This is a genomic window from Priestia sp. MDV22-iso46, from assembly GCF_058629175.1.
In genome coordinates, this window is the sequence record NZ_JBZVWT010000004.1 from 27,248 (window position 1) to 51,287 (window position 24,040).

The window sequence follows — 24,040 nt, forward strand, 5'->3', positions numbered from 1 at the left end:
TCGCATATGCACTAGCGAAAGTTTTAGATGTCTTTCCATAGATTGTCCAGCAACATATTATTTTAAACGCTTACATTTTATTTGCATTTCATTACAGTGATTTCTTATTATCCTGTTCTTTTAGCTTTGCTTCTAACTCCTTCGTTTTTTCTTCTTCTTTTTTCGAAATCTTAATGATTAAACGCCATACTGCAACTGCTGCTAGTACAAAAATCGCCATAGTAGCAAAAGCAGGAATATATTCTCTTTTATCTTCCGGAAAATAAAGCAAAAACATTAAATACATCATGTACAACATCCTTTCATAGAAACGGTAGAGGGTTTTGATTTATACTGGTGATAACAAACACTTTACTTAAAGGAGATCTGGCAATATGACATTTACAATTGGTCAAACCGTTACGGCACTTTATAAAACTGGGAAATACATCGGTGAAATTACACAAGTTCGAGACCTGCATTATGTTGTGCGGATTCAAGCTGTGTTAAAGCATCCAGAACAAGGTGACTTACATAACCCTGGACAAGTGGACGTACCTTTTTTTCACGAGCGAAAAGCACTTGCATTTCGAGAGCAGGCCAATATTCCTCAAAAAATGGTTCATCTCTATGAAGACAGCGTTCCCGATTATAAAAATTCACTAAAAAAAGCGCTTGAATTAAAGATAGCTGAACAACAAGCCAAAGATAGCCCTTTTGCTCAAGCAAGTATTGCCTGTTTAGAAGAGTTAAAAAAAGAGTACGGTATTCATTAAGTAAAAAGCCAAATTCACGTAGAAGTGATTTGGCTTTTATAATGCAAATTTATTTAATACTTTTGAAAAATCGATTCGATCTCCTATGGTCGTTGGCTCTGGTTTTTGAAGGTACCGCTTATCTTTTTCTACAAGCTTAAAGATATTGAGTGTGGTCATCGCATCATCAAGCGCGCAGTGGTGCTTTCCAGTTCCTTCTTTACCATACTCTTGCACAGCTTTCCAAAGGCCAGTTTGATTTTGATCTCCAAAAAAGCGCTTATACTCCATTGAAAGATCAATTTCTTTACCTGCAAAAGGAAATGGCACCTTATTTTTTTGACAGCACTGCCTTAATACTTTCATATCCATGTTCCCCCATGTAATAATCGTGCTGTGTTTATACATGCCCAGTCGCTGTACAAGCTGCTCTAGCGTAATGCCTTCATTTACTTGATTTTGTTCGATATGGAGAAATGATTTACAGCGCTCAGTTAATTTTGTAAAGTGTGTAGGCTGTACGTAAGAGGAGAAACGATCAATGATTTCTTGATTTTTAACAAACACCAAACCAACTTCAATGATTTCCGGAAAAAAGCCTTTTGGAAAACCCTTATACTCTGGCATTGTAAATTCAAAATCAATGAATAAATACTGAGAGTTCTTATCCAATATTATCACCCCTTTGTAAAATAAACCGCCCTACTATATTAATGCTATTATAGCACGATTGAACAATCGGAAGGTCTATTTTCTGTTCTTATTTTTAATATTATGAATATTCTAGTTGCTGAATAAAAAGAATACTTTACTACTACTATATTCTAGAGCATGTCTCTATGCGCAGGGTAACTGTCACGAATAGACATAATTTCGCTTATTTTTTTACCTATTTTTTCACTTTTTTATGTATCCGCTCTTCCAAATTCTCTTTAAACTCTAACATGAGTGTGTGAGGTGGCTCCTTCTCACTCCAAAAGCATACCTCACACCTTCTAGACTAAGCATTCTTATGTTTAAGCTTTAGGTAGAATAGCAAGCGTACATCTGGATATACAGATTAAATTCTCTTCTTCATCTTGAATTTTCACTTCCCAAACCGCTGTTTTTTTTCCTTTATGTAAAGGAACGCCTATAGCTGTAACGATTCCGTCTTTTTTCCCTTTGATATGATTGGCATTAATTTCTAAACCTACGCAGATTTCTTTTTCGAGATCTACACTTTTAATGGCACCTAGACTAGCCACAGTTTCAGCTAACGCCACCGATGCTCCTCCGTGTAAAAGCCCGAATGGCTGACGCGTTCGCTCATCAACAGGCATCGTCGCTTCGACTCTTTGTTCACTCGCACTAATAATCTCAATTCCTAATGCTTCTAACAGCGTATCTTTTGTTTTCATATCCATACCTCCCTTTGTATCTAGTATACAATAACGGTTTTGCTACAACATATACGAACCCTCTACATATACATAATAAAAATCCGTTTTCTAGGAGGATTCTTATATGAAATCATTTGCTCCCTTGTCTTACTATTGGCCACCGTACTACATGCCTCACCCTTATACATACAGGGTACCTAACTTACCTGAGGCGGACATCGCGACATTTCAGCAATCTCTTAAAGTTATTCCCTCTACCATGCAAAGCGCTACTATATTTATTCAAAGAGCTAATACTTCGCCAAATTTAATAAAAAAAATAAAAGCTGCTGCTCAAGAATCCAAAATGAGTGAAGTAAAAAGACTCATTCTTTCCACTGGTGTTAAGACAAAAATCGATGTTTTTTATACTCCAGACTATATTAAAATTACGTTTATTCATCCCGATAACCAATTTGACTGCTGTCACGTATCGTTAAATATTAGATGGTAAAATACAAGGAAAAAAGTCTTATTTTCTTCAAAAAAAGATGTACATGTTGTTTCGTTCCGAATATTATAATATATGCCATTTTTGTATGTAAAAACAAATTACACGATAATTGTATTTAGGATACAAATATGATATTGTATTTGGAAATATATTTTTTCTTTAGGAGGGATGACATGATGAGACATGTTACGCTAGTAGAAATTTTCACGCATCCTATCGCTCAAAAATATTTAACTCGATCTGGCGTTGCGCATGCTGTATCCGTCGCCTATCATGCGTTTCGTCTATCCGTACAGCATAATGTAAACCCCGATTTAGCTACAAAAGCAGCGCTGCTTCATGATATTGGCCACTACGAATGGTACACAAATGGTCAGTGGGATTATGAGAAGTATCGTCAAAATGATATTCACGCTATTAAAGGGGCTGAACGTGCACATAAATTACTCATTCGTTTAGGTGAGGAACCTCAGGCGGCAAAAGAAATTGCTTTAGCTATTTTACTACACACAGACTCATATTTGCCTGAAGGAACAATTCAACAACGCCCTCTTCAAAAAGTAGTCAAACTAGCTGATGAAGCTGATGAAGAGCCAGGCGGCAAACACCATTACCGTGAAATGGAATATAATCTGGCTGTAAAGAAAATTAAGGAGCTTGATAAGAAAGTGCTTGAACTTCTACATTCCAACCAATTTAAACAGTTAGGCTGACAGGATTAACTCCTTTCATAAGAGTTAATCCTTTTTATTATTTCTCCTCATAATTCCCTGCAAATTACTCATACTACTTATTGATTCTCATTTTTTGTTAGTTAGGAGGAAGAAGAATGTCTAAAAACGCTAGAGGTTACGTGCAAGATTCTTGCACATCATTAAATCAGGCAAAAGCAAGCCTTGAACAAGCTCTTCAAACAGTAGAGAAAGATTCAAATCGTGAACGTATTGAACAATCTCTTCAGGCTGTAGAGCAAGCATTAGGAGCTTGTGACAGCACTGCTTCTACTCTTTCTCAAGCATGAAAAAAGCAGCCGGTTTTGATCGGCTGCTTTTTTTCATTATAGGGCCTCTATTTACAAGATAACCGAGGCAATCCACCCAAAAATAATAAGTGGAATGTTATAGTGAAGAAAAGTTGGTACACACGTATCCCAAATATGATCATGCTGACGATCGACTGCTAATCCAGATGTGGGTCCAAGCGTACTGTCTGAAGCTGGTGAACCAGCGTCTCCAAGCGCTCCCGCTGTACCAACAATACAAATCGTTGCCATTGGACTCATACCAAGTTCTAAGCAAAGAGGAACAAAAATCGTCGCGATAATTGGAATGGTAGAGAAAGAAGAACCAATGCCCATTGTCACTAAAAGCCCGATGACAAGCATAAGAAATGCACCTAGCATTTGGTTGCCGCCAATAAGAGCAACAGAGCCTTTTACAAGCGCTTCTACATCTCCAGTTTCTTGAAGAACTTTTGCAAAACCAGAGGCAGACAGCATAACAAATCCGATGAAAGCCATCATTCTCATTCCGTTCGTTAATACTGGATCTGCTTCATTCCACTTCAAAGCCCCGCTGAAGTAAACGACAACAATCCCTGCAAGCGCTCCGAAAATCATAGAATCTACTAAGAGCTGCACAGTTAAAGCCGCTACAATCGCAAGTAAAGCTACAATAATTCCTCTTGTTGTGTAACCTGTACGCTCCTCTGTGCCTTGGTCAATGTCAATGTCTTCATAAGTGCGCGGCTTGCGGTACGAAATAAACACAGCAAACAATAAGCCCACTACCATTCCTAAAGCTGGAAGAGCCATCGCCGTGGTAATATCTCCTTTATCAATTGTTAATCCACTTTCTTTGATGTTAGTAAATAAAATGTCGTGATAAATCTTACCGAATCCTGCCGGCAAATACATATAAGGTGTAACCAATCCAAATGTAATAACGGTTGCGACTAATCGGCGATCGATTTTTAACTGATTAAATACTTTCAATAGAGGTGGAATTAAAAGCGGAATAAATGCAATGTGAACCGGAATAACGTTTTGAGAAAAACATGAAATAATAAGGATGATCAATAAAATCAGTACTTTTGACAGTGACTTCTTTTTCGTTTCTCCTTCTTTCCCTACTATTTTTAACGCTAGCTGAACAACGGCATCAGGCAGCCCTGTCCGCGAAACAGCCATTGCAAATCCTCCAAGCAAAGCATAGCTTAATGCAACAGAAGCACTGTTTCCAAGACCATCTGTGTATATACTTACTGTATCTGTGAGGCTGATACCGCCAACAAGTCCTCCAATTAGCGCTCCGACTGCTAAAGAAAAGACAACGTTGATACGCAATAAGCTCAAAATCAGCATCACGAGCACAGCTATTAATACTGCATTCATTTTGAAACCTCCATTTTTCTTTTCACTTTATCTCATTAAAACATTAGAGAGATAAACAACATGTTCATTATATTAGGTATAGAAAAAAAGTCAATCATCTTACTAAATAAACGTTTGTTTAACTTCTCTACACCCTTAACAATATAAGGATTTTTCTAAGTAATCTTTTCTTACTAAAAAGAAAAAACATTATGTAAACATATTAAAAAAGAAGCATCATCGATGCTTCTTTTTACGTTTCTTTCTATCACTGCTATACTTTTTTCATTAATTGGCTTCAAATGAACAAACCATTGTAGCTAGTGTTCGCACCATCACGCCTGTTGCACCTGAAGGTCCTAACTCATGAGAAGCAGCGGATGTTGCAGTTCCAGCAATATCCAAGTGAACCCATGGTGTTTGCTCTGCAAACTCACCAATAAAAGTTCCTGCCATAATTGCGTGCCCCTCTCGTCCAGGAGAGTTATTTAAATCTGCTACCTTACTTCCCCGAACACGCTTTTTGTCTCGTTCTGTAATAGGCAGCTCCCAAATCGGTTCGCCTGTCTCAATGCTCGCTTTCGCTATTTGCTGCAATAAAGCAGAATCATTCGTCATTGCCCCAGTTGTATGTGTACCAAGAGCTACAATTACACCACCCGTTAATGTCGCCACGTCTACTAAATAATTTGCTCCGTGGTGTTTGGCATAGGAGATACCATCAGCTAACGCTAAACGCCCTTCAGCATCTGTATTCAGTACTTCTATTGTCTTTCCATTCATTGCTGTAATTACGTCATCTGGCTTAAAAGCACGCGCGCTAATAACGTTGTCAGTTGATGGAATGACAGCTACTACGTTTTGATGAGGTTTTAATTCTCCAATTGCTTCCATTGCACCAAGAACAGATGCAGCTCCGCCCATATCTGTTTTCATACCTACAATCCCGTCTTTAGATTTAATAGAGTAACCACCTGTGTCAAAGGTAATCCCTTTTCCTACCAACCCAATAACGTCTTCCCATTTTTCTTTTCCTTGATATTTCAGGACAATCATTTTAGGAGGCTCTGCGGAACCTTGATTAACTGCTAACAGTGCGCCCATTCCCAATGTTTCCATCTCTTCTTTTTCTAAAATTTCATATTCAAAACCATATGTATGTGCCATTTCTACTGCATAATTAGCTAAATCTGTAGCCGTTAGCATATTGCTTGGTAAGTTAACAAGGGTGCGCGCTGAGTTTGTTGCTTTTCCATACGTATATCCAACCAAAGCAGATTGTACAACGTCTTTGTAAAAAGAAAACAGTTCAATTTTCTCAAGCTGCTTGTCAGGTTCGTTTGATTTCTTTTTGTAGTTTTCAAACTCGTACATAGCAAGCTGTTGAGCTTCTCCTAATAAAGCTGCAGTTTCTTGCTCTGACCACACTCCTGTATCAAATGTAGAAAGGGCGACCGATGCGTTTGAAATCTTCGCTTCTTTTAACTTTTTAAATAACAGTCCAAAGCTCTCTTTGAGTCCATTTTTAGTTAGCGCTTGCTTTCGTCCGAGTCCCACAAAATAAAGACGTTTTGCTCCTAATTTTCCTAGTGTATGAATCGTTGATGTACGTTTTTCTTGTACACGTATATCCCCTTCTTTAATCAAATGAATGAGCTGTCCACCTAAAGCTTCATCAATTTCTTTTAGAAGGCCTTCAAATTGTTGGTTTTGATTAAATAACCCGATTACGAGCGCTTCTGTTTGATGATCAACACCAAATGTTTCTACATGCGAAAACATAAAATTCCTCCCTTTTACGTATAGAGATTTTATTTTTATTTATCATCTGCTTTGTTTAATCTATTCAGCAAGTGGAATATATATCATATTCACCACTGTTTTCATCTATATACATATGATAGCAGAAATACAATTTTTAATCACAGTTCAAAAACCTTAGTTTCACACATATACTTTCATCTACCGCTTTTTTCATCATACGGGTTTAGCTTTTCAGACATTTTAAGTTGAGGGAGGACGTCTCAATGGATTTATTCTCAAATTTTCCACTTTGGAGTTCATTAATCGCTATTTTCTTTGCTCAATTTATTAAGATTCCCCTTTCTTTTGTAGCTACTAAGAAAATAGACGGCAGCTTATTTTTTAGTACGGGAGGCATGCCAAGCTCTCACTCCGCAGCAGTAACTTCCTTAGCAACTGCCATTGGGCTAGCAGAAGGTCTTAAATCCCCCATTTTTGCTCTCTCCGCTATTTTTGCCATTATTGTCATGTTCGATGCTAAAGGAGTAAGAAGACATGCAGGAGAGCAAGCAACGGTTTTAAATCGTTTGGTTGAAGACTTTCAGCGCGCGGTAAAAGAGGCAAAGCTGTGGACGACCAATGAAGAAGACGAAAAACAAGTGAAGCTAAAAGAGCTGCTTGGACATAAGCCTATTGAAGTTTTCTTTGGGGCCTTAACAGGGATAGCAGTTGCTTTTGTAACGTATTATGTATGGCCATAAAACATAAGAAAACACATGAAGAATTCTTCATGTGTTTCTCGTTTATTTTACCTGCTGGCGAAAAACCTGCATCGACTTCTTTTCATTCAGCATTGTTAACTCTTCTTCAGTTAAGCGGCCGTCCCCTGATTTCACTACATAGACGTTTAATTCTTTTTTACCCCATATGTTGTACACATCGGAAACAGTCTCAAAATATAAATCAAGATGATTGCCTTTAATAGCCCCACCTTTATCTGCTACCACTCCATAGCCATAGCCCGGAATAAACAAGATCGTGCCGATTGGAAATATGGTTAAATCAGCAGCGATGGTTGAATACAAGTCACGTTTTACTTTAACGCCCGAATATGTAATACCATACCCTGGATGATTGGGATTTTTCCCAGTTGATTCGTAACCAGCTGTGTAACCCGTAGCCAATACATTCTTAGTTGGATAACGCGACCAATCAAATGCTTCTTCAATCGTCAGACGCTCTTTGTCATTGCTAGCCGCTTCAGCTCTTAGTGGTTTTAGAAATGATGGCAAGAGCCTTTCATTCATTAGAGGATGCCCTGTACGGTTTATAAAAGGCATATATTTGATGACTGTGGTTATTGGGACGCCAGTAATTGCTTCATATGTTGTAAACAGCGCTCCGACCAGTAGTAGGCACATAATGAATCGCTTTGCTATTTTTCCAATCATTGTGATTTCCACAACTCCTCTCACGAATCTATTTGTTTCCAACATAAAAACAAATTATTCGTTTGCGAGAAGAATTTACATTTAAAACATTTGGTACCCTCTTGTGCGTAAAGATTTAATGGTAATGCCTGAAGCTAGTGCACCTATAAAACCAGCCATTAAAATCGCAATGTCAGCTGTAGCTAAAGAGAGCACTTTTGTCCCTAGCTGCTGAAAGGAGTGAGCGGGATGTTGAATGTAATCAACCGCTCTTACATCATCAATAATAAAAATAAAAATCACGGGATAAATAATGGCCATAATCCAAGACATGCGAAGCAGCATATTCAATAAGAAACCGATTCCAAAAAACAAAACAAAAAACAACAAGATGGAGATAATTAGTACAGGCACACTCATTTCCATTGCTTTTCGCCTCCGTTACTCTTTATACTCTCAGTTTACTTAAGAGTAATGAAGGCGTCAATCACAGAAAAGTAAGTTAATACCAAAAAAGCAAAAGGCTTAAAGACCTTTTGCTTTTTGTTTTAAAAGAAATTAAATTTTCCTTTTTTCAATACAAGACCTGCTCCGCCTTGAAGGAAAAGCGAGCGATTATCAACAACTTTTTTCATAAAAGATGCGCTTGAACCAAATAGTTTTCGACCATATACAACGCCAATTGCGTCATCATGCCCTAACGAACATACCGTTCCTTTAATATCTGGTTTGAACTCGCTTAATTCTTTTTGACCTTTCATCAAACGGCTAATATTTTCAGCGCAGGTACCGCCTTGCTGCATAGCAATTTGAGCTGTTGGCGGATAAGGACGTTCTGTTTCAGGGTTAATCATTAGTGAACAATCTCCAATAACAAACACATCTTCATGCCCTGGTGCCAGCAAGCTATTGCTTACTTTTACACGCCCGCGCATGTTTTCAAATCCAGCTTTTTCAATCACGTGACTGCCTCGAACACCCGCAGCCCATACAACTGTTGCTGATTTGATTTCTTCTACTTGGTCATCTTTTGATACAATAATCCCTTCTTCTGTACACTCTTTAATCGCTGTTCCGATCTTGAACTCGATTCCTTTTCGTTCTAGTTGTGTTACCGCATATTCTACAAGTTCTGGATCAAAACCTGGCAAAGCCGTAGGCGCTGCTTCTACACAAATAACGCGTACTTTTTCACGCGGAATATCAAACTCTTTGCAAAGCTGAGGGACTCGATTTGCTAATTCTCCCACAAATTCAATGCCGGTAAAGCCAGCACCCCCAACAATAATTGTCAGAAGTTCGTCTCTTTTTTCCACTTCATTGTTGTACGTCGCAAACACATAATCAATATGCTCACGAATTTGACGTGCTGCATTAATGCTCGTAATGGTAAATGCATGTTCTTTTAAACCTTTAATTCCGAAAGTTTCTGCTTCATACCCTAAAGCAACAACTAAATAATCGTACGTTAGCTCACTGTTTTCAAGAAGAACACGCTTTTCATCTAACTTAATATCTACGACCGTGTCTTTGATAAATGTAACCTTATTTGTGTTAATTAAATTTTTAACAGGAACACGAGAGCGATCTTGATGAATTGTACCTGCTGATACTTCATGAAGCCATGTGGTTTCGTAATGGTAATCGTTTTTATTTACCAAAACAATTTCCGCATCACTAGCACCCAGTTTCTTTTGTAAATTAACAATTGTCATAATGCCGCCATACCCGGCACCCAAAATGACGATTTTAGGCTTTTTCATAGGAATGTCATCCACCTTTTTTAGTTATAGTCACAAGTATGTCTTACAAATATAATGATAAGAGCAATTTTATTTGGTTTGCTTTTTTATGTTAGTTTGAGCAAGAACGATCATCGCTATCCATTTATTATTCATATAAGAAAAATAATGTGAATCACTTCACGTTCTTTTTTAAAAAAATACATTTTTTCTGTTTCAAAAAAATGTAAGCATAAGTCCTAGCTTGATTTACACAAACATCTTATGCTTTTTTAATCGGTTTTTCAACCCTTCACTTTGTATTTACAAGCTTTTAAATTTTCAATTACTTTCCTGTATACCCAGTTTTATATTTGACCAAAACGTGTGGTTATGTTAATGATTACAAATACTGATCTTTAAGTTGAGAAAGTTTCTCAAACATTCCAGCGTGTTTTAATGATATTTTATAATTTACTATGCTATCATAAAGTAGAATATGCATTGGCACAGAACAATCTAGAGGTGATTATAAATGAAAGAAGATAAACAAGTATATGATATTACCATCATCGGAGGCGGCCCTACAGGCTTATTTACAGCATTTTATGGCGGTATGCGTCAAGCGAGCGTAAAAATTATTGAAAGCTTGCCACAGCTTGGTGGGCAGCTTTCTGCTTTATATCCTGAAAAATATATTTATGACGTAGCTGGTTTTCCAAAAGTACGGGCTCAAGAATTAGTCAATAACCTAAAAGAGCAAATGGATCAATTTAAACCTGCAGTTGCGCTAGAGCAAGCCGTAGAAAAGGTAGAAAAACAAGCGGACGGTGTATTTCGATTAACTACTAATTCTGAAGTCCACTATTCAAAAACAATTATTATTACGGCTGGAAACGGTGCATTTAAGCCCCGTAAAATCGAGCTAGAAAACGCAGAACAGTTCGAGCAAACGAACCTTCATTATTTTGTGGATGATATGAATAAATTCAAAGGCCGCAAAGTACTAGTATGCGGGGGCGGGGATTCTGCTGTAGACTGGTCTCTTATGTTAGAGCCGATCGCAGAAAAAGTAACGTTAACGCATCGCCGAGACAAGTTCCGCGCTCATGAACACAGCGTAGAAAACTTGCATAATTCATCAGTTGATATTAAAACGCCTTATGTACCGGTTGAATTTATTGGCGATGACCGTATTACACAAGTTGTGTTAGAAAACACAAAAGGTGAAGAAAAGACAGTAGTAGACGTAGATGATGTTATTGTAAACTTTGGATTTGTTTCTTCTCTAGGTCCAATTAAAGAATGGGACTTAGATTTAGAGAAAAATGCAATTGTTGTTAACTCAAAGCAAGAAACAAACATTCCTGGCATCTATGCAGCAGGTGATGTCTGCACATATGATGGAAAAGTAAAACTCATCGTGGCAGGATTTGGCGAAGGTCCGACTGCTGTTAATAACGCTAAAGCATACATTGATCCAAAGGCTCGCTTACAGCCTATGCACAGTACGTCAATGTTCTCATAAAAAAAGCAGGCTCTCGCCTGCTTTTTTCATTGCTGGATTGGTGTAACCATTCGATGAATGATTTCACTCATCATTTCCGCATCACTGCTTATTAAACAGATTTCATAAAAGGAATGGTTTCCTTCTTGACTAGTTACGCTCATCCTGTAGGCCTTCAAACCTTCGAGCTTGCTTAAATATTTTACTACCTCTGATTGACCGGCAATACGTTCAATCAGCAGAATATGCTCTCCTTCAACTGCTCCGTAGCTTTCAGCCAGAGAGGCGTTAGCATTTTCATAATAGCGAATGTAAGGTTCAGAATGGTTAAGAGGCGCAGAGGACGAGTTTTGATAACAGGCTTCACCTGAGGAAAAAGGCAAATGTTGAACAAATAAATGCGATTCACTGAAGTGAATACTTTTTGCATCCTTAGACTCCATTTTCCTACTTTCAAGTTTTAACCAGTTTATAAACCCCTTCCATAGAATAGGCAGGGTGTTTTTTTTGCGAAAACTTCCGTAACCTCCTACTTGTTCCGCGTCGTAACGAGTCGCATCTATCAAATCCGTTCATCTCCTCTTTTTTATTGAGTATAAAAAAGACTGATTATTCAGTCAACATGTTTGGCAGATGATGTAACATACAAAAATTTCTCATTAAAAAAGCTTTCTTCACCAGATGAGGTGAAGAAAGCTTCTTTATAAAAATATATTTAGCACTCTTCAGGAGCACCTGCGTTGCTTGCTGTACGGAAAGAAGAGCCGCAGCCGCATGCTGCAATGGCGTTTGGGTTATCAATTGTAAACCCTCCGCCTAGCATAGATTGCTTGTAATCAATTTTTACATCTTTTAAAATTGGAGCACTTTCGCTATCTACAAGAATCTTAATGCCATGTTGTTCAAACAGCGTATCGTTTTCATTTACTTCGTGAGCAAAACCCATACCGTAAGAAAGACCTGAACAGCCTCCTCCATTTACATTAACACGTAAATAAGCATTTTCTTCTTCATGTTCTTTCATCATATCTTTTATTTGAAAGCTTGCAGCTTCTGTAATTGTTAGGATATCTTGACTCATTTTTAAACAGACCTCCTTTTTTGTTTAGTATACGACGAAATGGCTGTGACGACAAATCGTCTGCTTCTTCATTTTTTAATAATAATACGTGCCGTCACAAATCACATTGGCTGGACCTGTCATTAATACATTGCCTTTATTTTGCCAAACAATCGTTAAATCTCCTCCAGCGAGGTGTACGACAGTAGGAGCATCTTTTTTCGTCTTCTCATTTAACACAGACGAAACAACAGCAGCGCATGCTCCTGTCCCACATGCTTGAGTGATACCCGAACCTCTTTCCCATACACGAAAGTTCAGCTCTCTTTCGTTCACTACCTCGACAAATTCAACGTTCACTCCTTCTGGAAAACGCGAATCTTTTTCAACCACGGGTCCTAATGTAGTAAGAGGCGCTTGTTCAATATCATTTACGTAAAAGACGACGTGAGGATTTCCCATTGATACAGCCGTCCCTTTTAACCGTTCTTTTCCAAATTCCATCTCTTCATTAACGACCTGGTCTTGGCTTGCTCCCGTCATTGGAATTTGTTCTCTAGCTAAAATAGGCGCTCCCATATCGATTGTCACTTCTGGAACTTCATTTCCCTGCGGATGCACCGTTGCTTCTACAACTCCAGAAAGCGTTTCGATAAAAAATCTTTCGCTTGTTACTAAATTATGTTCATATGCATATTTAGCTACACATCTTAAACCGTTTCCGCAGTTTTTTGCTTCCGAGCCGTCATTATTAAATACGCGCATTTTTACATCTGCACGTTCAGATGGACAAATAAGAATCATTCCATCCGATCCAATTCCCGTATAAACATTTGAGACTTTTACAGCAAGCGGTGCTAACTCTTGCTCTTCTATATGTTCTTCAAACATATTTACGTAGATATAGTTGTTGCCAAGTGCATGCATTTTTGTAAACTGAAATTTTTTCATATTATCACCCATTATTTTTTTATGTAGCTCTAGTATAAAGTGATTCTCTTTTGTACACAATAATATTATCCCCCGTTTTTTTAGCTCCTTAATCATAAAGATTAAGGGGTTTTTTATTTTGTCCTCCTTTGGAGTATTAAAAAACAAAAGAAGCATTATGATTGTAAAGAGGATGGTTAAAGCGCAGATATTTGCGCAAAAACGCATAAAAAAGCACGGCAAGACAGCCGTGCTTACATCATCTATTCTATTAGCCTCATGTCCCTCTTCTGATAAAAAGAGATACGACAGCGGGGATAGTTTAAAACATTGGGTTTTCTTCTAAATGAATGTAAATATTATCTACTAACTGTTCAGGTGTTTCCGCTGTAACAATCTCTCCGTTTACCAAGGCAAATAAAGATTGTGAACATTTCCCGCAATAACCTAAACATCCGTATTCAATAATATCTAGATTTGGATCTTTTTCAAGCTTTTCTAAAGCTGTTTGAGAACCACTGGCTAAATTGCTAACGCAAAATTCAATAATTGGCTGTATCACGTTTTTCACCTCTCTACTATTAGTTTATCCTATCTCCTTTCATTTCCAACGTCAACTTTGGAAATTCACGTTCATTTTGCGCACGCTTCTTAGCTTCACAGACTTTTTCAACAAAACGTATAAATAAAGCTTTATTACAGGGATAGCTTGAAATTATGTTGAAACATATTGTGGTTTTTTATTAATTTAGTTATACTTTTATGTATAGAAAACCAAACGAGGTTATATTAAATTATTATTTAAGTAAAATATGTTATCTTATATAGCCTTTCATATCTTTTTGGCAACCATCCTTATTAACGGTAATTTGTACTCTCCTATTCTTAAAAGCAAGAATAATAGAGAGAAAACAAAAATGCATGAAGCTAAAGGGGAAATTCACATGAAGAACCTTGTCATACTGGGCGGCGGATACGGTGGTATGCGCGTTTTGCAGCGCCTTTTTCCGAATCAATTGCCTAACGATGTAGAAGTAACGCTTATTGACAAAGCACCTTATCACTCACTAAAAACTGAATTCTATGCACTTGCAGCTGGAACAATCTCTGATCAGCATGTTCGTGTTGCTTTTCCTGAACACCCTCGCTTAAAAATTCGCTACGGCTGTGTAAAACGCATAGACCTGGAAGAGAAATGCGTCTATGTGGATGATCAAATGATCGCTTACGATGACCTGATTGTAGGACTCGGATGCGAAGATAAATATCATGGAGTTCCCGGAGCTCTTGAGCATACATACAGCATTCAATCCATTGATGCTTCACGAGCAACTTATCAGACATTAAACAACTTGCCGGCCCACGCTACTGTTTCAATTGTAGGAGCTGGATTAAGCGGAGTAGAACTAGCAAGCGAGCTAAGAGAAAGCCGCCCGGATTTAAAAATCATCTTATTTGACCGCGGTAAATTAATTTTATCTGCTTTCCCAGAACGTTTAAGTAATTACGTTCAAACTTGGTTTACTTCAAACGGTGTTGAAATCGTAAATAGTGCTAATATTACAAAAGTAGAACCGAACATTCTTTATAATCATGATGAGCCCATTCAAAGCGATGCAATCGTGTGGACAGCAGGTATCCAGCCAAATAAAGTGGTACGCGATTTAGACGTAGAAAAAGATCCTCAAGGACGCGTCGTATTAACGAAATACCATAACTTGCCTGACGATGAAAATGTCTACATTTTAGGTGATTGTGCAAGCCTACCGCATGCACCAAGTGCTCAGCTTGCAGAAGGTCAGGCTGAACAAATTGTGCAAGTACTTCTTCACCGCTGGAAAGGCGAAGCGCTTCCAGATGAATTGCCAACTATTAAATTAAAAGGCATACTTGGTTCATTAGGCAAAAAGCATGGATTTGGCTTAGTTGCCGAACGTCCAATTACAGGACGCGTAGCTCGATTATTAAAATCAGGTATTCTTTGGATGTATAAACACCACAGTGGATAAAATAAAAGCCGTTAGATGACTGACAATCTAACGGCTTTTTTCATTATGATGCGCAGAAACCATACTTCTCCATTTCCTCAAATACGCGCTTTAATTTCGGATTGCCTTCCCCAACAATTTCTCCATTAATAACCACTACAGGATAGAATAAATCTTCTTCAATCACACGCTTGGCAAAGGCTGCTTTTTCCGGATCCGTATGCGGCTCGTTTATATCTACATATGTGATAGCAAACGGTTGGTTCGGATATTTGCGAGAAATCGCTGCCTCTAGCCAATCATAGGTGTCTTTTGAAGACGGCAGATTAACACAGCTTGCACAAACAATTTCAGCTCCATAAATACACACTTCTACCTCAGTTGATTGCATAGCACATCCCCCTTGAATCTTTACATACAAACTGTACGATTATTCACACTTTTACTTCATTATGAATACTATTTTACACAAAACTGATTCATTGCACATCTTTTTCTTTTAAGGTAACATTACGATGTATACTCCGATAGATTTTTCATGAAAGACCGTTTATAATAAGAGTAGAAGAAAGGAGTCGATAGTTATGTCAGAAATGCACGAGCAAGTTCAAGAAGTATTAGAAAAACTTCGTCCGTTTTTACTTCGCGACGGTGGAGACTGTGAGCTAGTAGACGTAGAGGATGGTATTGTAAAGTTACGTCTTTTAGGCGCTTGCGGAAGCTGCCCAAGTTCAACAATCACGCTAAAAGCTGGTATCGAACGTGCCCTTTTAGAAGAAGTACCTGGTGTAGTTGAAGTAGAACAAGTATTCTAATCTCTTTGATTTTATTATAAAAGCAACCTCCCATTTTATTGGGGCTTGCGAATGAAAAATCCTCATTCAAATGAATGAGGATTTTTTTATTAACTCGTTGTGACTTCAGCTTCTACAAATACACCTTTGCGATCAATTTGTAAAACATCTATTTCGCAGTTCGGCAGTAAAGCATACATATGTTCAGCAATCGCTTTTCCTTTTCCTTTTGGTGCTAAACATAATACACTCGGACCGGCTCCGCTTAGTGACACACCGTATGCGCCCAGAGCTTTTGCTTCTTTTCGCACAAGAGAAAGCTCTGGCACGAGCCTCATACGATAAGGTTCGTGATATAAATCTTTCTCCATAAATTCGCCTACCAGAGGTAAATCTTTATTTAACAGGGCCGCTACTAGCATGTTCCCTATTGCCCCAGCTTCTACTGCGTGGCGATAATTAATATCCGAAGGCAGCACATCACGAGCATCGGTTGTTTTTAATTCATATTCTGGAATAGCCATCACGATATCGACATCAAATTCAGGTATTTGAGCAATATATGTTTCATTTTCATGATGGTAACCAACAACGATTCCGCCGTAAATAGACGGGCTGACGTTATCGGGATGTCCTTCCATTAAGCTGCTGATGCGAAGCTTTTCTCTTTTTGATAAACGCAAGTCACACAGTACATTAGCCAGCTCGATTCCAGCTACGATAGCCGATGCGCTGCTTCCAAGTCCCCTTGCTAATGGAATGTTGCTCCAAACAGAGACCTTCGCACTTGGAAGATCAATGTTAAATTGACGAGCCACGTCTTGTGCCACTTCATACATTAAGTTATCTGTACCTGTAGGAATACTTTGCACTTCTTTCGTTTCAGGGATAAAAATCCATTCCTCATGACGCTCTACTGTTAATCTTAAGTAACGAGATAAAGCCACTCCAATGGAATCAAATCCTGGCCCTAAATTAGCAGAGCTAGCTGGGACCGTAATGACAAAACGCTCATTTTCTAGCATGAAGCAACGACACCTTGGATATACTCAAATACCTTTTCTTCATCATTTGGTAAAACCACTGGCTTTACATTATGAGCATCGATTGCTACGTTTGGATCTTTTAATCCGTTACCTGTTAATACAGCTACAACCGTTGAACCCTTTGCAATTTTACCAGAAGCTACATCTTTAAACACACCAGCTATTGAAGCGCAAGAACCTGGCTCTGCAAATACACCTTCTTTGCGTGCAATTGTACGATATGCTTCTAAGATTTGTTCATCTGTTACTTCATCAATTTTTCCGTTTGATTCTTTTGCTGCGTTTACAGCATAATCCCAGCTTGCTGGATTTCCGATTCGAATAGCCGTTGCAATTGTTTCTGGATTTTCGATAACTTGATTACGCACGATCGCGGCTGCACCTTCTGCTTCAAACCCGTGCATGTGAGGAAGAGACGTTTGGTGACGCTCACTGTATTCTTTGAATCCTTTCCAGTAAGCTGTAATATTCCCTGCATTCCCCACTGGGATAGCTAAAACGTCAGGCGCTTTTCCAAGCTGTTCACAAATCTCGAAAGAAGCTGTTTTTTGCCCTTCAATACGATATGGGTTTACAGAGTTTACAAGTGCAACCGGTGATGTTTCACTCAGCTTACGAACCATAGAAAGCGCTTGGTCAAAGTTTCCTTCAATTGCTACAATTTCTGCACCATACATAACAGCTTGAGCTAATTTCCCCATCGCAATTTTTCCATTTGGAATAACAACGATACAGCGCATGCCAGCGCGTGATGCATAAGCTGCTGCAGCTGCGGATGTGTTACCTGTAGATGCACAAATAACCGTATTACTTCCTTCTTCTTTGGCTTTTGCTACAGCCATTACCATTCCGCGGTCTTTAAATGACCCCGTTGGATTTAACCCTTCTACTTTCACATGTAAATCAATGCCTAGCTCTTTTGATAAATGAGCGAGATGAATTAAAGGTGTATTTCCTTCATGTAGTGTAAGCATAGGTGTTTTCTCTGTTACAGGTAAAAACTCTTTATATTCAGCTAATAGACCTTTCCACATCATACTGTGCCAACTCCCTCTACGCGGTAACTGCTTTTTACATTTTCTACAATTGGTAAATCCCGAAGCTGCTGAAGGATTTCCTCATAATCTTTTTGAGATGTTTTGTGTGTAACAACAACAATCTCAGCTAATTCGCTTCCTTTCACAGGAAGTTGAATAATTTTTTCGAAGCTCACGCCACGCTCTGAAAATAGTGTTGTTAATTTTGCAAATGCTCCAACTTGATCTTTAACATGAATACGTAAGAAATGCTTCGAGAACATTTCATCTTCTGCTTTTAACTGTTTTGGATACTGAGGCGTTACCGCACTTTTACCATTCACACCTAAACGCATGTTTTTCATAACACCTACTAAATCTGATACGACAGCAGTGGCAGTTGGCAGGCTTCCTGCCCCCGGTCCATAAAACATCGTTTCTCCAACAGCTTCTCCGTATACATATACAGCATTGTACTCATCGCTTACTGAAGCAAGAGGATGTGTGTCTGCTAAAAGAGTTGGCTGAACACTAACTTCTACATTGTCGCCGTCACGATGTGCATATCCAATCAGTTTCATCGTATAGCCTAATTGTTTACTATATTGCAAGTCTTCTTCCGTTACTTCTGTAATACCTTGAACACGAACATCGTCCAAGTCAATTTTCATTGAAAATCCTAGTGTAGCCAAGATTGCCATTTTGCGAGCAGCATCTAAACCACCTACGTCAGAAGTGGGATCCGCTTCAGCATATCCTAAATCCTGCGCTTCTTTTAACACTTCATCATAAGCGCTTCCTTCTTTTGTCATTTTCGTTAAAATGAAGTTTGTTGTACCATTTACAATTCCCATCATTTTGGTAATACGATCAGATGCTAATCCATCTGCTAATCCACGAAGAATTGGAATACCGCCTGCTACACTTGCTTCATAAAATAAATCACAGTTATTTTCAGAAGCTACTGTTAACAATTCTGAGCCGTAAACTGCCATCAAATCTTTGTTTGCCGTTACAACATGCTTTTTATTACGAAGGGCTGTTAAGATATAATCTCTTGTTTCTTCAACGCCACCCATTACTTCAATGACAACGTCAATCTCCGCGTTATGTAAAACGTCTTCAACATTCGTTGTTAATTTATCTTCACTGATTTCTACGTCACGTTTCTTATCAATATCTTTAACTACTACTTTTTTAACTTCTACAGGACACCCGACTTGATGACTTAATTTATCCTGATGATTTTCAATAATTTTGACTACTCCGCTTCCTACCGTTCCTAACCCTAATAATCCTACTGAAATACTTTTTGTCATATTCCTCACCTCTGTGTTCTTTCTACGTATACATTTGTTCTCTTATAGAGGACATTATAGACCTTATTTTTCTTTTTTACAAGGTTTACTTGCCATCTTTTCTCGTAAACTCGTTAAAAAAATTGGTATATAAAGATAAATGTAAATTTTTAAAATATTTCATTTTATTATCATAACATGGCTCTCACTGTTTTTTAATAAAAAAAGACAATTTCACCGAAATGAAATTGCCTTTTTCTGTTATGATTTTTTCGCAAACGCTTCTTTATTTACAATTGTAATGGGAGACTCATTTGTAAGTACTGCTTTAATGTTTTTAACACATAAAGAAATCATTTCCGTGCGCGTTTCGATACTCGCACTGCCGATATGAGGAAGAGCTACAACATTAGGCAATTGAAGAAGAGGGTGAGAAGCAGAAATAGGCTCTTGATCGAATACATCCAAGCCAGCTCCAGCAATTTCCCCGGATTGAACCGCATGTAACAATGCTTGCTCATCAACCACTGCTCCTCTTGAAGCATTAATAAAAATCGCAGTTGTTTTCATCTGTTCAAATGCTGAAGCATTAAATAAATGTTTGGTTTCGTCCGTTAACGGTGTCAAACAAACAACAAAATCAGATCGTTCAAGCAGCTCATTTAACTCACAGTAAACTGCATTGAGCTTTTTTTCTGCTTGAAGGTTGCGGCTTCGATTGTGGTACAAGATTTCCATATCAAAACCTGTAGCACGTTTCCCAAGCGTCTCTCCAATTTTCCCCATTCCAACAATACCTAATGTTTTATGATGAACATCTCTACCCGCTAACAAAAATGGACTCCAGCTTTTCCACTGATTTTCTTTCACATATCCAGCAGCTTCTACTAAACGTCTAGCTACACTCATTAATAAACCAAACGTTAAATCTGCTGTTGTATCAGATAAAACATCGGGGGTATTAGAAACGATAATTCCTCGTTCAGTTGCCGCTTCTACGTCAATATTATCAAATCCGACCGCCAAGTTAGCTACAAGCTTTAAATGAGGAGCTTGGGTAAGCAATTCACTGTCAATACGATCTGAAAGCATTGTTAATAGAGCATGTGCGTGCTTAGCTTTTTCACAAAGCAGCTCATGAGGGACTGCCTCATCTTCTTTATCCCACATTTCCACATTCGCTACTGCCTTTAAAGGTTCGATTAATTCATTCGGTATTTTTCTCGTAATAAATACAAACGGCTTGTCCATATGTACGTCACCTCTTTATCCTTTTTAAACTGCATGCACAAAAACAAAATAGAAAAACAGGTTTGGATTATCCAACACCTATTTTTCTATTTTATCATATTCTATAGTAATCGCTTTTTAATGAATCCATGTTAATTCAGGAATGTGATAACGAGACGTTGAGATACCCACCGACTGGTAAAAGCGCTTCAGAAAAGCTTCGTAGTGAGAAGAATGAGCTAATACTCCTTCCAGCTTCTCATAATACTTTTGTTTTTGCCGCTCATCTTGTACACTGTAATACCCTTCAATGACCTCAAAATAATGAACGGGAAAAAGAAGTCTAGCATATAACAGTCTCCATGAAAAAGAAGAAAGCGGATTTACCTTTTCGTATTCACTTAAAAACTGATGCATGTGCCTTTCATCGACAGCGTATGTTAATAAATATTGTTCCCTTATATATTCAGCTATATCTCTGCTCGGATGATCAAAGACCCAATCTGCTGGGAGCTTGTAAACGTAGTCTTCCCCCCATGTTTTTTGCCCGAACCGATGATGACAAATCGTCGCAGCGTCAACTGAACGAGGCAAATCGTCAATTTCCGTGTCTACTAGGTATTGAATAGCATTTTCCGTTAATCCTAGGTAATAAGGAAAAGTTTCTAAAAAACGTTTTTCCATCTCTTGATTAGGCAAAGCACGTAATCTTCCATACCAAAATTGCTCCATCTGGTCGAGACGCTTCTCCCACATGGACTTCCATTGCCCTAGCCGGTTTGCTTTTTCCACTTCATAAGGAAATAGCCTCCCTTTTTGATGAAAAACAGCTAGCTCGTGCCCAGGTGAAAAGTTGGGGTTTTTCTCTTCCGCAAGACAGCGGCAAATGATAAATTTTTCAGTTTCAGTTTCTGTAATCATTTCACCATTCAAATTAGGCATAAATGTTGCCACATGGCGATCACCTTGGCCCATCAGAAATTGACTCATTTGATATAGTTCATTTAACTCGTCTTGTTCCATTTGCTTTACATTAATGATTGTATATAAAATATCTCGATACTGGAAACCTTCAAATTTACCAACGGGCATAAATTCATTTGGACGTAATCCGTAATGCTCATAAATGGTTTGTATCATTTTAATCCCTCTCTTCATTCATTCAAGAAATTATATGATGGAAAACAACATTACTTGTCATAATATTTACGGAGGAATGAATAGATTAGAAATACACCATTTATAGTTATTTACTCCGGGTTAGTAGTATGAAACAACTTTAGACTTAAAAATATATAGAAAACAGGTGATGATACTTGGAGAAAAAACATACACAAAGTGAGTTAGAAAAAAAAGCAAGAGAATGGTTAATAGAACGCGGCGTGGCTCTTACAGACATTGCTGAACTGGTCTATTACTTGCAAAAAAAGTATCACCCAAACTTAACAATTGAAGACTGTTTATATAACGTTGAGCGCGTCATTTCTAAACGAGAAGTTCAAAATGCTATTTTAACGGGTATTCAACTAGATGTCCTCACAGAAAAAAAAGTGATTGAGCCGCCTCTGTTGGATATTCTTGAGAAAGACGAAGGTTTATACGGTATCGACGAGATTTTAGCATTATCGATTGTAAATGTGTACGGATCAATCGGCTTTACCAATTACGGGTATATTGATAAACAAAAGCCGGGTATTCTAGAACGATTAAACGATAAATCGACTGGAGAGTGCCACACTTTCTTAGATGATTTAGTAGGCGCAATTGCCGCTGCTGCTTCTAGCCGGTTAGCGCACCGGGCTGCCAGTCAAGAATAGGTTAAAAAACAAAAAAAGCTGTCAATTGACAGCTTTTTAAATTCTCTCCATCCACTCTTTTAGTGAATCTACCGTATAAGTTGGCTTTTTCTCATATCCTTCTAGTAACTCTCTTGTTGTTACCCCTGTATGGACTAATAATGCATCTAAGCCTGCATTCATCCCTGCTAAAATATCTGTATCATAGTAATCACCAATCATGATTGTTTCTTCTTTTGGCGTACCGATGACTTCAAGGGCTTGCTCCATAATAATACTTTCTGGTTTGCCAATAAATACTGGATTTGTTTGAGTAGAAACCGTAATAACGGACGTGATAGATCCATTACCAGGCAGTAAGCCTCTTTCAGTAGGAATCGCAATATCTCCGTTCGTTGAAACAAAAAAGGCGCCGTTTCGAACGTTTAAACATGCTTTTGCTAATTTTTCATATGTAATTTCCTGATCCAAACCAACAACTACGAAATCCGTATCTTCCTCTTCAATGGTAAATCCTTTTTCAAGCAGCGCATGTCGGATTCCTTCTCCACCAATTACATAAGCTGAAGCGTTTGCTTTGCGTTCGTGTAAATAATTAGCTGTTGCCTGGCTCGTTGTAAAAACTTGCTCTTCTGTTGCAGGAATGCCAAATGCCTCTAGCTTTTCAGCTACTTTATCAGGCGTTTTTGTAGAGTTGTTTGTTACAAATAAATAAGGAATTCCTTTTTCCTTTAATTTAATAACAAAATCACGCGCCTCGGCAATTAGCTCTGTTCCTTTGTACATTGTTCCGTCTAAATCAATCAAATATCCTTTATATTCCTTCATGTTGTGTGATCTCCTTTCAAGTCTCATACTTGAAATCATAGCTTATTTTTTATACAACTACAACTTGCTTGCCTTTAGTTACGAAAAGCAGACACAGGCCCTAACTCTGTCTCTAGATATGTCCTTACGCGCTCTGAAAATGCTGCCAGTACGTCTTTATGCTGCATCACTTTTTGATAAATATCCTGATGATTAACATCCACATATTCTTGAACAAGGGTTTTACGCAATTGAACGATCTCTTTTAATGGCGTTTCTTCCTCTTTTTTAACCACTTTCTCATCAACTAAAATGTCAATGATATCGTCGTAACTGCCTGGATCTCTCATAATAAACCCATCAATCATTGCATTTCCTACATCTAAAACGTTTTCAATTAAAAGGTGTACAATTCTCTCTAATGCCTTTTTCTCTATTTCTGTGTTCCAGCTCGAATGCTCAGCAAACAAGCGAACGTGTTCATCAAAAAAAACAAGCGTGGCTTCTATTTTTTCACGATCTACAAAGTACATATTATTTCCTCCCTAGTTGTCAGCTCTCTATAAATCTTTTTCATAAACAAACGGGGTTCCTGTTCTATTTTATCATGACCCATTATCCATTTGATAAATTCATTTTTGTTTTTGACCTTATTTGATATGATACAAATACAACCTATGAAAGGAGTATACCT

29 protein-coding genes are annotated in these 24,040 nt (G+C 38.1%); 9 read left to right on the forward strand and 20 right to left on the reverse strand.

The window, feature by feature from the left end; genetic code table 11:
• Nucleotides 1-91 precede the first annotated feature (91 nt).
• Nucleotides 92-289 (reverse strand): hypothetical protein, encoded by a 198-nt coding sequence (locus AC4NPH_RS21010; RefSeq protein ID WP_078082210.1) that lies wholly within the window; start codon nucleotides 287-289, stop codon nucleotides 92-94.
• An 85-nt stretch (nucleotides 290-374) separates the two neighbouring features.
• Here AC4NPH_RS21010 and kapB point away from each other — a divergent pair, with 85 nt between their 5' ends.
• Nucleotides 375-755, forward strand: coding sequence for a kinase-associated lipoprotein KapB (gene kapB / locus AC4NPH_RS21015; protein WP_013059606.1), 381 nt, complete (start codon nucleotides 375-377; stop codon nucleotides 753-755).
• A gap of 36 nt (nucleotides 756-791) precedes the next feature.
• Here the strand turns inward: kapB and kapD are convergent, their stop codons facing one another.
• On the reverse strand, nucleotides 792-1,406 hold the full coding sequence (gene kapD, locus AC4NPH_RS21020; RefSeq protein WP_013059607.1) for a 3'-5' exonuclease KapD: 615 nt from the start codon (nucleotides 1,404-1,406) through the stop codon (nucleotides 792-794).
• A gap of 344 nt (nucleotides 1,407-1,750) precedes the next feature.
• Nucleotides 1,751-2,134 (reverse strand): hotdog fold thioesterase, encoded by a 384-nt coding sequence (locus AC4NPH_RS21025; RefSeq protein WP_013059608.1) that lies wholly within the window; start codon nucleotides 2,132-2,134, stop codon nucleotides 1,751-1,753.
• A gap of 106 nt (nucleotides 2,135-2,240) precedes the next feature.
• On the opposite strand from AC4NPH_RS21025, the gene AC4NPH_RS21030 reads away from it, so the two are divergent.
• From AC4NPH_RS21030 to AC4NPH_RS21040, 3 genes are all read left to right on the forward strand, one after another.
• Nucleotides 2,241-2,609: a YuzC family spore coat inner layer protein gene (locus AC4NPH_RS21030; protein ID WP_013059609.1), complete on the forward strand. Its 369-nt coding sequence runs from the start codon at nucleotides 2,241-2,243 to the stop codon at nucleotides 2,607-2,609.
• A gap of 176 nt (nucleotides 2,610-2,785) precedes the next feature.
• Nucleotides 2,786-3,322: an HD domain-containing protein gene (locus AC4NPH_RS21035; RefSeq protein ID WP_013059610.1), complete on the forward strand. Its 537-nt coding sequence runs from the start codon at nucleotides 2,786-2,788 to the stop codon at nucleotides 3,320-3,322.
• Nucleotides 3,323-3,438: 116 nt separating this feature from the next.
• Entirely contained in the window at nucleotides 3,439-3,630 is a 192-nt protein-coding gene (locus AC4NPH_RS21040; RefSeq protein ID WP_013059611.1) for a hypothetical protein, read from the forward strand.
• Between the two features lie 51 nt (nucleotides 3,631-3,681).
• Here the strand turns inward: AC4NPH_RS21040 and AC4NPH_RS21045 are convergent, their stop codons facing one another.
• Both AC4NPH_RS21045 and AC4NPH_RS21050 read right to left on the reverse strand, forming a co-directional pair.
• Entirely contained in the window at nucleotides 3,682-5,001 is a 1,320-nt protein-coding gene (locus AC4NPH_RS21045; protein ID WP_029319220.1) for a Na+/H+ antiporter family protein, read from the reverse strand.
• A gap of 267 nt (nucleotides 5,002-5,268) precedes the next feature.
• The gene (locus tag AC4NPH_RS21050) at nucleotides 5,269-6,762 is read right to left on the reverse strand and encodes a leucyl aminopeptidase (RefSeq protein WP_029319223.1); all 1,494 of its coding nucleotides are present in this window, start codon (nucleotides 6,760-6,762) and stop codon (nucleotides 5,269-5,271) included.
• Nucleotides 6,763-7,007: 245 nt separating this feature from the next.
• Here AC4NPH_RS21050 and AC4NPH_RS21055 point away from each other — a divergent pair, with 245 nt between their 5' ends.
• Nucleotides 7,008-7,484: a divergent PAP2 family protein gene (locus AC4NPH_RS21055; protein WP_013059614.1), complete on the forward strand. Its 477-nt coding sequence runs from the start codon at nucleotides 7,008-7,010 to the stop codon at nucleotides 7,482-7,484.
• 42 nt (nucleotides 7,485-7,526) lie between these two features.
• On the opposite strand, the gene spsC is transcribed toward AC4NPH_RS21055, so the two are convergent.
• The 3 genes from spsC to AC4NPH_RS21070 all read right to left on the reverse strand — a co-directional run bounded on the left by spsC (nucleotide 7,527) and on the right by AC4NPH_RS21070 (nucleotide 9,916).
• Nucleotides 7,527-8,174 (reverse strand): stationary phase survival protein SpsC, encoded by a 648-nt coding sequence (spsC, locus tag AC4NPH_RS21060; RefSeq protein ID WP_041816630.1) that lies wholly within the window; start codon nucleotides 8,172-8,174, stop codon nucleotides 7,527-7,529.
• 81 nt (nucleotides 8,175-8,255) lie between these two features.
• Nucleotides 8,256-8,579: a YuiB family protein gene (locus tag AC4NPH_RS21065; protein WP_013059616.1), complete on the reverse strand. Its 324-nt coding sequence runs from the start codon at nucleotides 8,577-8,579 to the stop codon at nucleotides 8,256-8,258.
• 122 nt (nucleotides 8,580-8,701) lie between these two features.
• The gene (locus AC4NPH_RS21070) at nucleotides 8,702-9,916 is read right to left on the reverse strand and encodes an NAD(P)/FAD-dependent oxidoreductase (protein WP_025752690.1); all 1,215 of its coding nucleotides are present in this window, start codon (nucleotides 9,914-9,916) and stop codon (nucleotides 8,702-8,704) included.
• A gap of 493 nt (nucleotides 9,917-10,409) precedes the next feature.
• Between AC4NPH_RS21070 and AC4NPH_RS21075 the strand changes: the two genes are divergently transcribed.
• Nucleotides 10,410-11,402: an NAD(P)/FAD-dependent oxidoreductase gene (locus AC4NPH_RS21075; protein ID WP_013059618.1), complete on the forward strand. Its 993-nt coding sequence runs from the start codon at nucleotides 10,410-10,412 to the stop codon at nucleotides 11,400-11,402.
• 26 nt (nucleotides 11,403-11,428) lie between these two features.
• Here AC4NPH_RS21075 and AC4NPH_RS21080 read toward each other — a convergent pair whose 3' ends face one another.
• The 4 genes from AC4NPH_RS21080 to AC4NPH_RS21095 all read right to left on the reverse strand — a co-directional run bounded on the left by AC4NPH_RS21080 (nucleotide 11,429) and on the right by AC4NPH_RS21095 (nucleotide 13,933).
• A complete protein-coding gene (locus tag AC4NPH_RS21080; protein WP_013059619.1) occupies nucleotides 11,429-11,947 on the reverse strand; it encodes a hypothetical protein in 519 nt (172 codons plus the stop codon).
• Between the two features lie 149 nt (nucleotides 11,948-12,096).
• Nucleotides 12,097-12,462: a HesB/IscA family protein gene (locus AC4NPH_RS21085; RefSeq protein WP_013059620.1), complete on the reverse strand. Its 366-nt coding sequence runs from the start codon at nucleotides 12,460-12,462 to the stop codon at nucleotides 12,097-12,099.
• A gap of 75 nt (nucleotides 12,463-12,537) precedes the next feature.
• Nucleotides 12,538-13,392, reverse strand: a complete 855-nt coding sequence (dapF, locus tag AC4NPH_RS21090; protein ID WP_013059621.1) for a diaminopimelate epimerase — start codon at nucleotides 13,390-13,392, stop codon at nucleotides 12,538-12,540.
• 301 nt (nucleotides 13,393-13,693) lie between these two features.
• A complete protein-coding gene (locus AC4NPH_RS21095; RefSeq protein WP_013059622.1) occupies nucleotides 13,694-13,933 on the reverse strand; it encodes a YuzB family protein in 240 nt (79 codons plus the stop codon).
• Between the two features lie 382 nt (nucleotides 13,934-14,315).
• Between AC4NPH_RS21095 and AC4NPH_RS21100 the strand changes: the two genes are divergently transcribed.
• Nucleotides 14,316-15,380 (forward strand): NAD(P)/FAD-dependent oxidoreductase, encoded by a 1,065-nt coding sequence (locus AC4NPH_RS21100; protein ID WP_013059623.1) that lies wholly within the window; start codon nucleotides 14,316-14,318, stop codon nucleotides 15,378-15,380.
• A 43-nt stretch (nucleotides 15,381-15,423) separates the two neighbouring features.
• On the opposite strand, the gene AC4NPH_RS21105 is transcribed toward AC4NPH_RS21100, so the two are convergent.
• Nucleotides 15,424-15,750, reverse strand: coding sequence for a YuzD family protein (locus AC4NPH_RS21105; RefSeq protein ID WP_013059624.1), 327 nt, complete (start codon nucleotides 15,748-15,750; stop codon nucleotides 15,424-15,426).
• 193 nt (nucleotides 15,751-15,943) lie between these two features.
• Between AC4NPH_RS21105 and AC4NPH_RS21110 the strand changes: the two genes are divergently transcribed.
• On the forward strand, nucleotides 15,944-16,174 hold the full coding sequence (locus AC4NPH_RS21110; protein WP_013059625.1) for a NifU family protein: 231 nt from the start codon (nucleotides 15,944-15,946) through the stop codon (nucleotides 16,172-16,174).
• 89 nt (nucleotides 16,175-16,263) lie between these two features.
• On the opposite strand, the gene thrB is transcribed toward AC4NPH_RS21110, so the two are convergent.
• The 5 genes from thrB to yutH form a co-directional block, all read right to left on the reverse strand.
• Complete coding sequence (gene thrB, locus AC4NPH_RS21115) at nucleotides 16,264-17,178, reverse strand: homoserine kinase (RefSeq protein ID WP_013059626.1); 915 nt, start codon at nucleotides 17,176-17,178, stop codon at nucleotides 16,264-16,266.
• Complete coding sequence (gene thrC / locus AC4NPH_RS21120; protein ID WP_025752680.1) at nucleotides 17,172-18,233, reverse strand: threonine synthase; 1,062 nt, start codon at nucleotides 18,231-18,233, stop codon at nucleotides 17,172-17,174. The genes thrB and thrC overlap by 7 nt, the downstream gene beginning before the upstream one ends.
• Nucleotides 18,233-19,534, reverse strand: coding sequence for a homoserine dehydrogenase (locus tag AC4NPH_RS21125; RefSeq protein WP_013059628.1), 1,302 nt, complete (start codon nucleotides 19,532-19,534; stop codon nucleotides 18,233-18,235). Before AC4NPH_RS21125 ends, thrC begins: the two co-directional genes overlap by 1 nt.
• Nucleotides 19,535-19,774: 240 nt before the next feature.
• Entirely contained in the window at nucleotides 19,775-20,764 is a 990-nt protein-coding gene (locus AC4NPH_RS21130; RefSeq protein ID WP_013059629.1) for a 2-hydroxyacid dehydrogenase, read from the reverse strand.
• A gap of 117 nt (nucleotides 20,765-20,881) precedes the next feature.
• Nucleotides 20,882-21,883, reverse strand: a complete 1,002-nt coding sequence (gene yutH / locus AC4NPH_RS21135; protein ID WP_013059630.1) for a spore coat putative kinase YutH — start codon at nucleotides 21,881-21,883, stop codon at nucleotides 20,882-20,884.
• A 176-nt stretch (nucleotides 21,884-22,059) separates the two neighbouring features.
• Here yutH and AC4NPH_RS21140 point away from each other — a divergent pair, with 176 nt between their 5' ends.
• The gene (locus AC4NPH_RS21140; RefSeq protein ID WP_013059631.1) at nucleotides 22,060-22,560 is read left to right on the forward strand and encodes a phosphatidylglycerophosphatase A family protein; all 501 of its coding nucleotides are present in this window, start codon (nucleotides 22,060-22,062) and stop codon (nucleotides 22,558-22,560) included.
• 36 nt (nucleotides 22,561-22,596) lie between these two features.
• On the opposite strand, the gene AC4NPH_RS21145 is transcribed toward AC4NPH_RS21140, so the two are convergent.
• Both AC4NPH_RS21145 and AC4NPH_RS21150 read right to left on the reverse strand, forming a co-directional pair.
• Nucleotides 22,597-23,367 (reverse strand): TIGR01457 family HAD-type hydrolase, encoded by a 771-nt coding sequence (locus AC4NPH_RS21145; protein ID WP_491938920.1) that lies wholly within the window; start codon nucleotides 23,365-23,367, stop codon nucleotides 22,597-22,599.
• Nucleotides 23,368-23,441: 74 nt separating this feature from the next.
• A complete protein-coding gene (locus AC4NPH_RS21150) occupies nucleotides 23,442-23,879 on the reverse strand; it encodes a DUF86 domain-containing protein (protein ID WP_013059633.1) in 438 nt (145 codons plus the stop codon).
• Nucleotides 23,880-24,040 lie beyond the last annotated feature (161 nt).

Coding starts and splice junctions, on each gene's coding strand:
- kapB (WP_013059606.1), top strand. CDS start 375: ATGACATTTACAATTGGTCAAACCGTTACGGCACTTTATAAAACTGGG.
- AC4NPH_RS21065 (WP_013059616.1), bottom strand. CDS start 8,579: ATGGAAATGAGTGTGCCTGTACTAATTATCTCCATCTTGTTGTTTTTT.
- AC4NPH_RS21145 (WP_491938920.1), bottom strand. CDS start 23,367: ATGAAGGAATATAAAGGATATTTGATTGATTTAGACGGAACAATGTAC.
- AC4NPH_RS21150 (WP_013059633.1), bottom strand. CDS start 23,879: ATGTACTTTGTAGATCGTGAAAAAATAGAAGCCACGCTTGTTTTTTTT.
- AC4NPH_RS21050 (WP_029319223.1), bottom strand. CDS start 6,762: ATGTTTTCGCATGTAGAAACATTTGGTGTTGATCATCAAACAGAAGCG.
- AC4NPH_RS21105 (WP_013059624.1), bottom strand. CDS start 15,750: ATGCAATCAACTGAGGTAGAAGTGTGTATTTATGGAGCTGAAATTGTT.
- AC4NPH_RS21040 (WP_013059611.1), top strand. CDS start 3,439: ATGTCTAAAAACGCTAGAGGTTACGTGCAAGATTCTTGCACATCATTA.
- thrB (WP_013059626.1), bottom strand. CDS start 17,178: ATGCTAGAAAATGAGCGTTTTGTCATTACGGTCCCAGCTAGCTCTGCT.
- AC4NPH_RS21070 (WP_025752690.1), bottom strand. CDS start 9,916: ATGAAAAAGCCTAAAATCGTCATTTTGGGTGCCGGGTATGGCGGCATT.
- AC4NPH_RS21055 (WP_013059614.1), top strand. CDS start 7,008: ATGGATTTATTCTCAAATTTTCCACTTTGGAGTTCATTAATCGCTATT.
- thrC (WP_025752680.1), bottom strand. CDS start 18,233: ATGTGGAAAGGTCTATTAGCTGAATATAAAGAGTTTTTACCTGTAACA.
- AC4NPH_RS21100 (WP_013059623.1), top strand. CDS start 14,316: ATGAAGAACCTTGTCATACTGGGCGGCGGATACGGTGGTATGCGCGTT.
- AC4NPH_RS21075 (WP_013059618.1), top strand. CDS start 10,410: ATGAAAGAAGATAAACAAGTATATGATATTACCATCATCGGAGGCGGC.
- AC4NPH_RS21010 (WP_078082210.1), bottom strand. CDS start 289: ATGATGTATTTAATGTTTTTGCTTTATTTTCCGGAAGATAAAAGAGAA.
- AC4NPH_RS21035 (WP_013059610.1), top strand. CDS start 2,786: ATGAGACATGTTACGCTAGTAGAAATTTTCACGCATCCTATCGCTCAA.
- dapF (WP_013059621.1), bottom strand. CDS start 13,392: ATGAAAAAATTTCAGTTTACAAAAATGCATGCACTTGGCAACAACTAT.
- AC4NPH_RS21030 (WP_013059609.1), top strand. CDS start 2,241: ATGAAATCATTTGCTCCCTTGTCTTACTATTGGCCACCGTACTACATG.
- AC4NPH_RS21025 (WP_013059608.1), bottom strand. CDS start 2,134: ATGAAAACAAAAGATACGCTGTTAGAAGCATTAGGAATTGAGATTATT.
- yutH (WP_013059630.1), bottom strand. CDS start 21,883: ATGATACAAACCATTTATGAGCATTACGGATTACGTCCAAATGAATTT.
- AC4NPH_RS21085 (WP_013059620.1), bottom strand. CDS start 12,462: ATGAGTCAAGATATCCTAACAATTACAGAAGCTGCAAGCTTTCAAATA.
- AC4NPH_RS21110 (WP_013059625.1), top strand. CDS start 15,944: ATGTCAGAAATGCACGAGCAAGTTCAAGAAGTATTAGAAAAACTTCGT.
- AC4NPH_RS21125 (WP_013059628.1), bottom strand. CDS start 19,534: ATGACAAAAAGTATTTCAGTAGGATTATTAGGGTTAGGAACGGTAGGA.
- AC4NPH_RS21130 (WP_013059629.1), bottom strand. CDS start 20,764: ATGGACAAGCCGTTTGTATTTATTACGAGAAAAATACCGAATGAATTA.
- AC4NPH_RS21045 (WP_029319220.1), bottom strand. CDS start 5,001: ATGAATGCAGTATTAATAGCTGTGCTCGTGATGCTGATTTTGAGCTTA.
- spsC (WP_041816630.1), bottom strand. CDS start 8,174: ATGATTGGAAAAATAGCAAAGCGATTCATTATGTGCCTACTACTGGTC.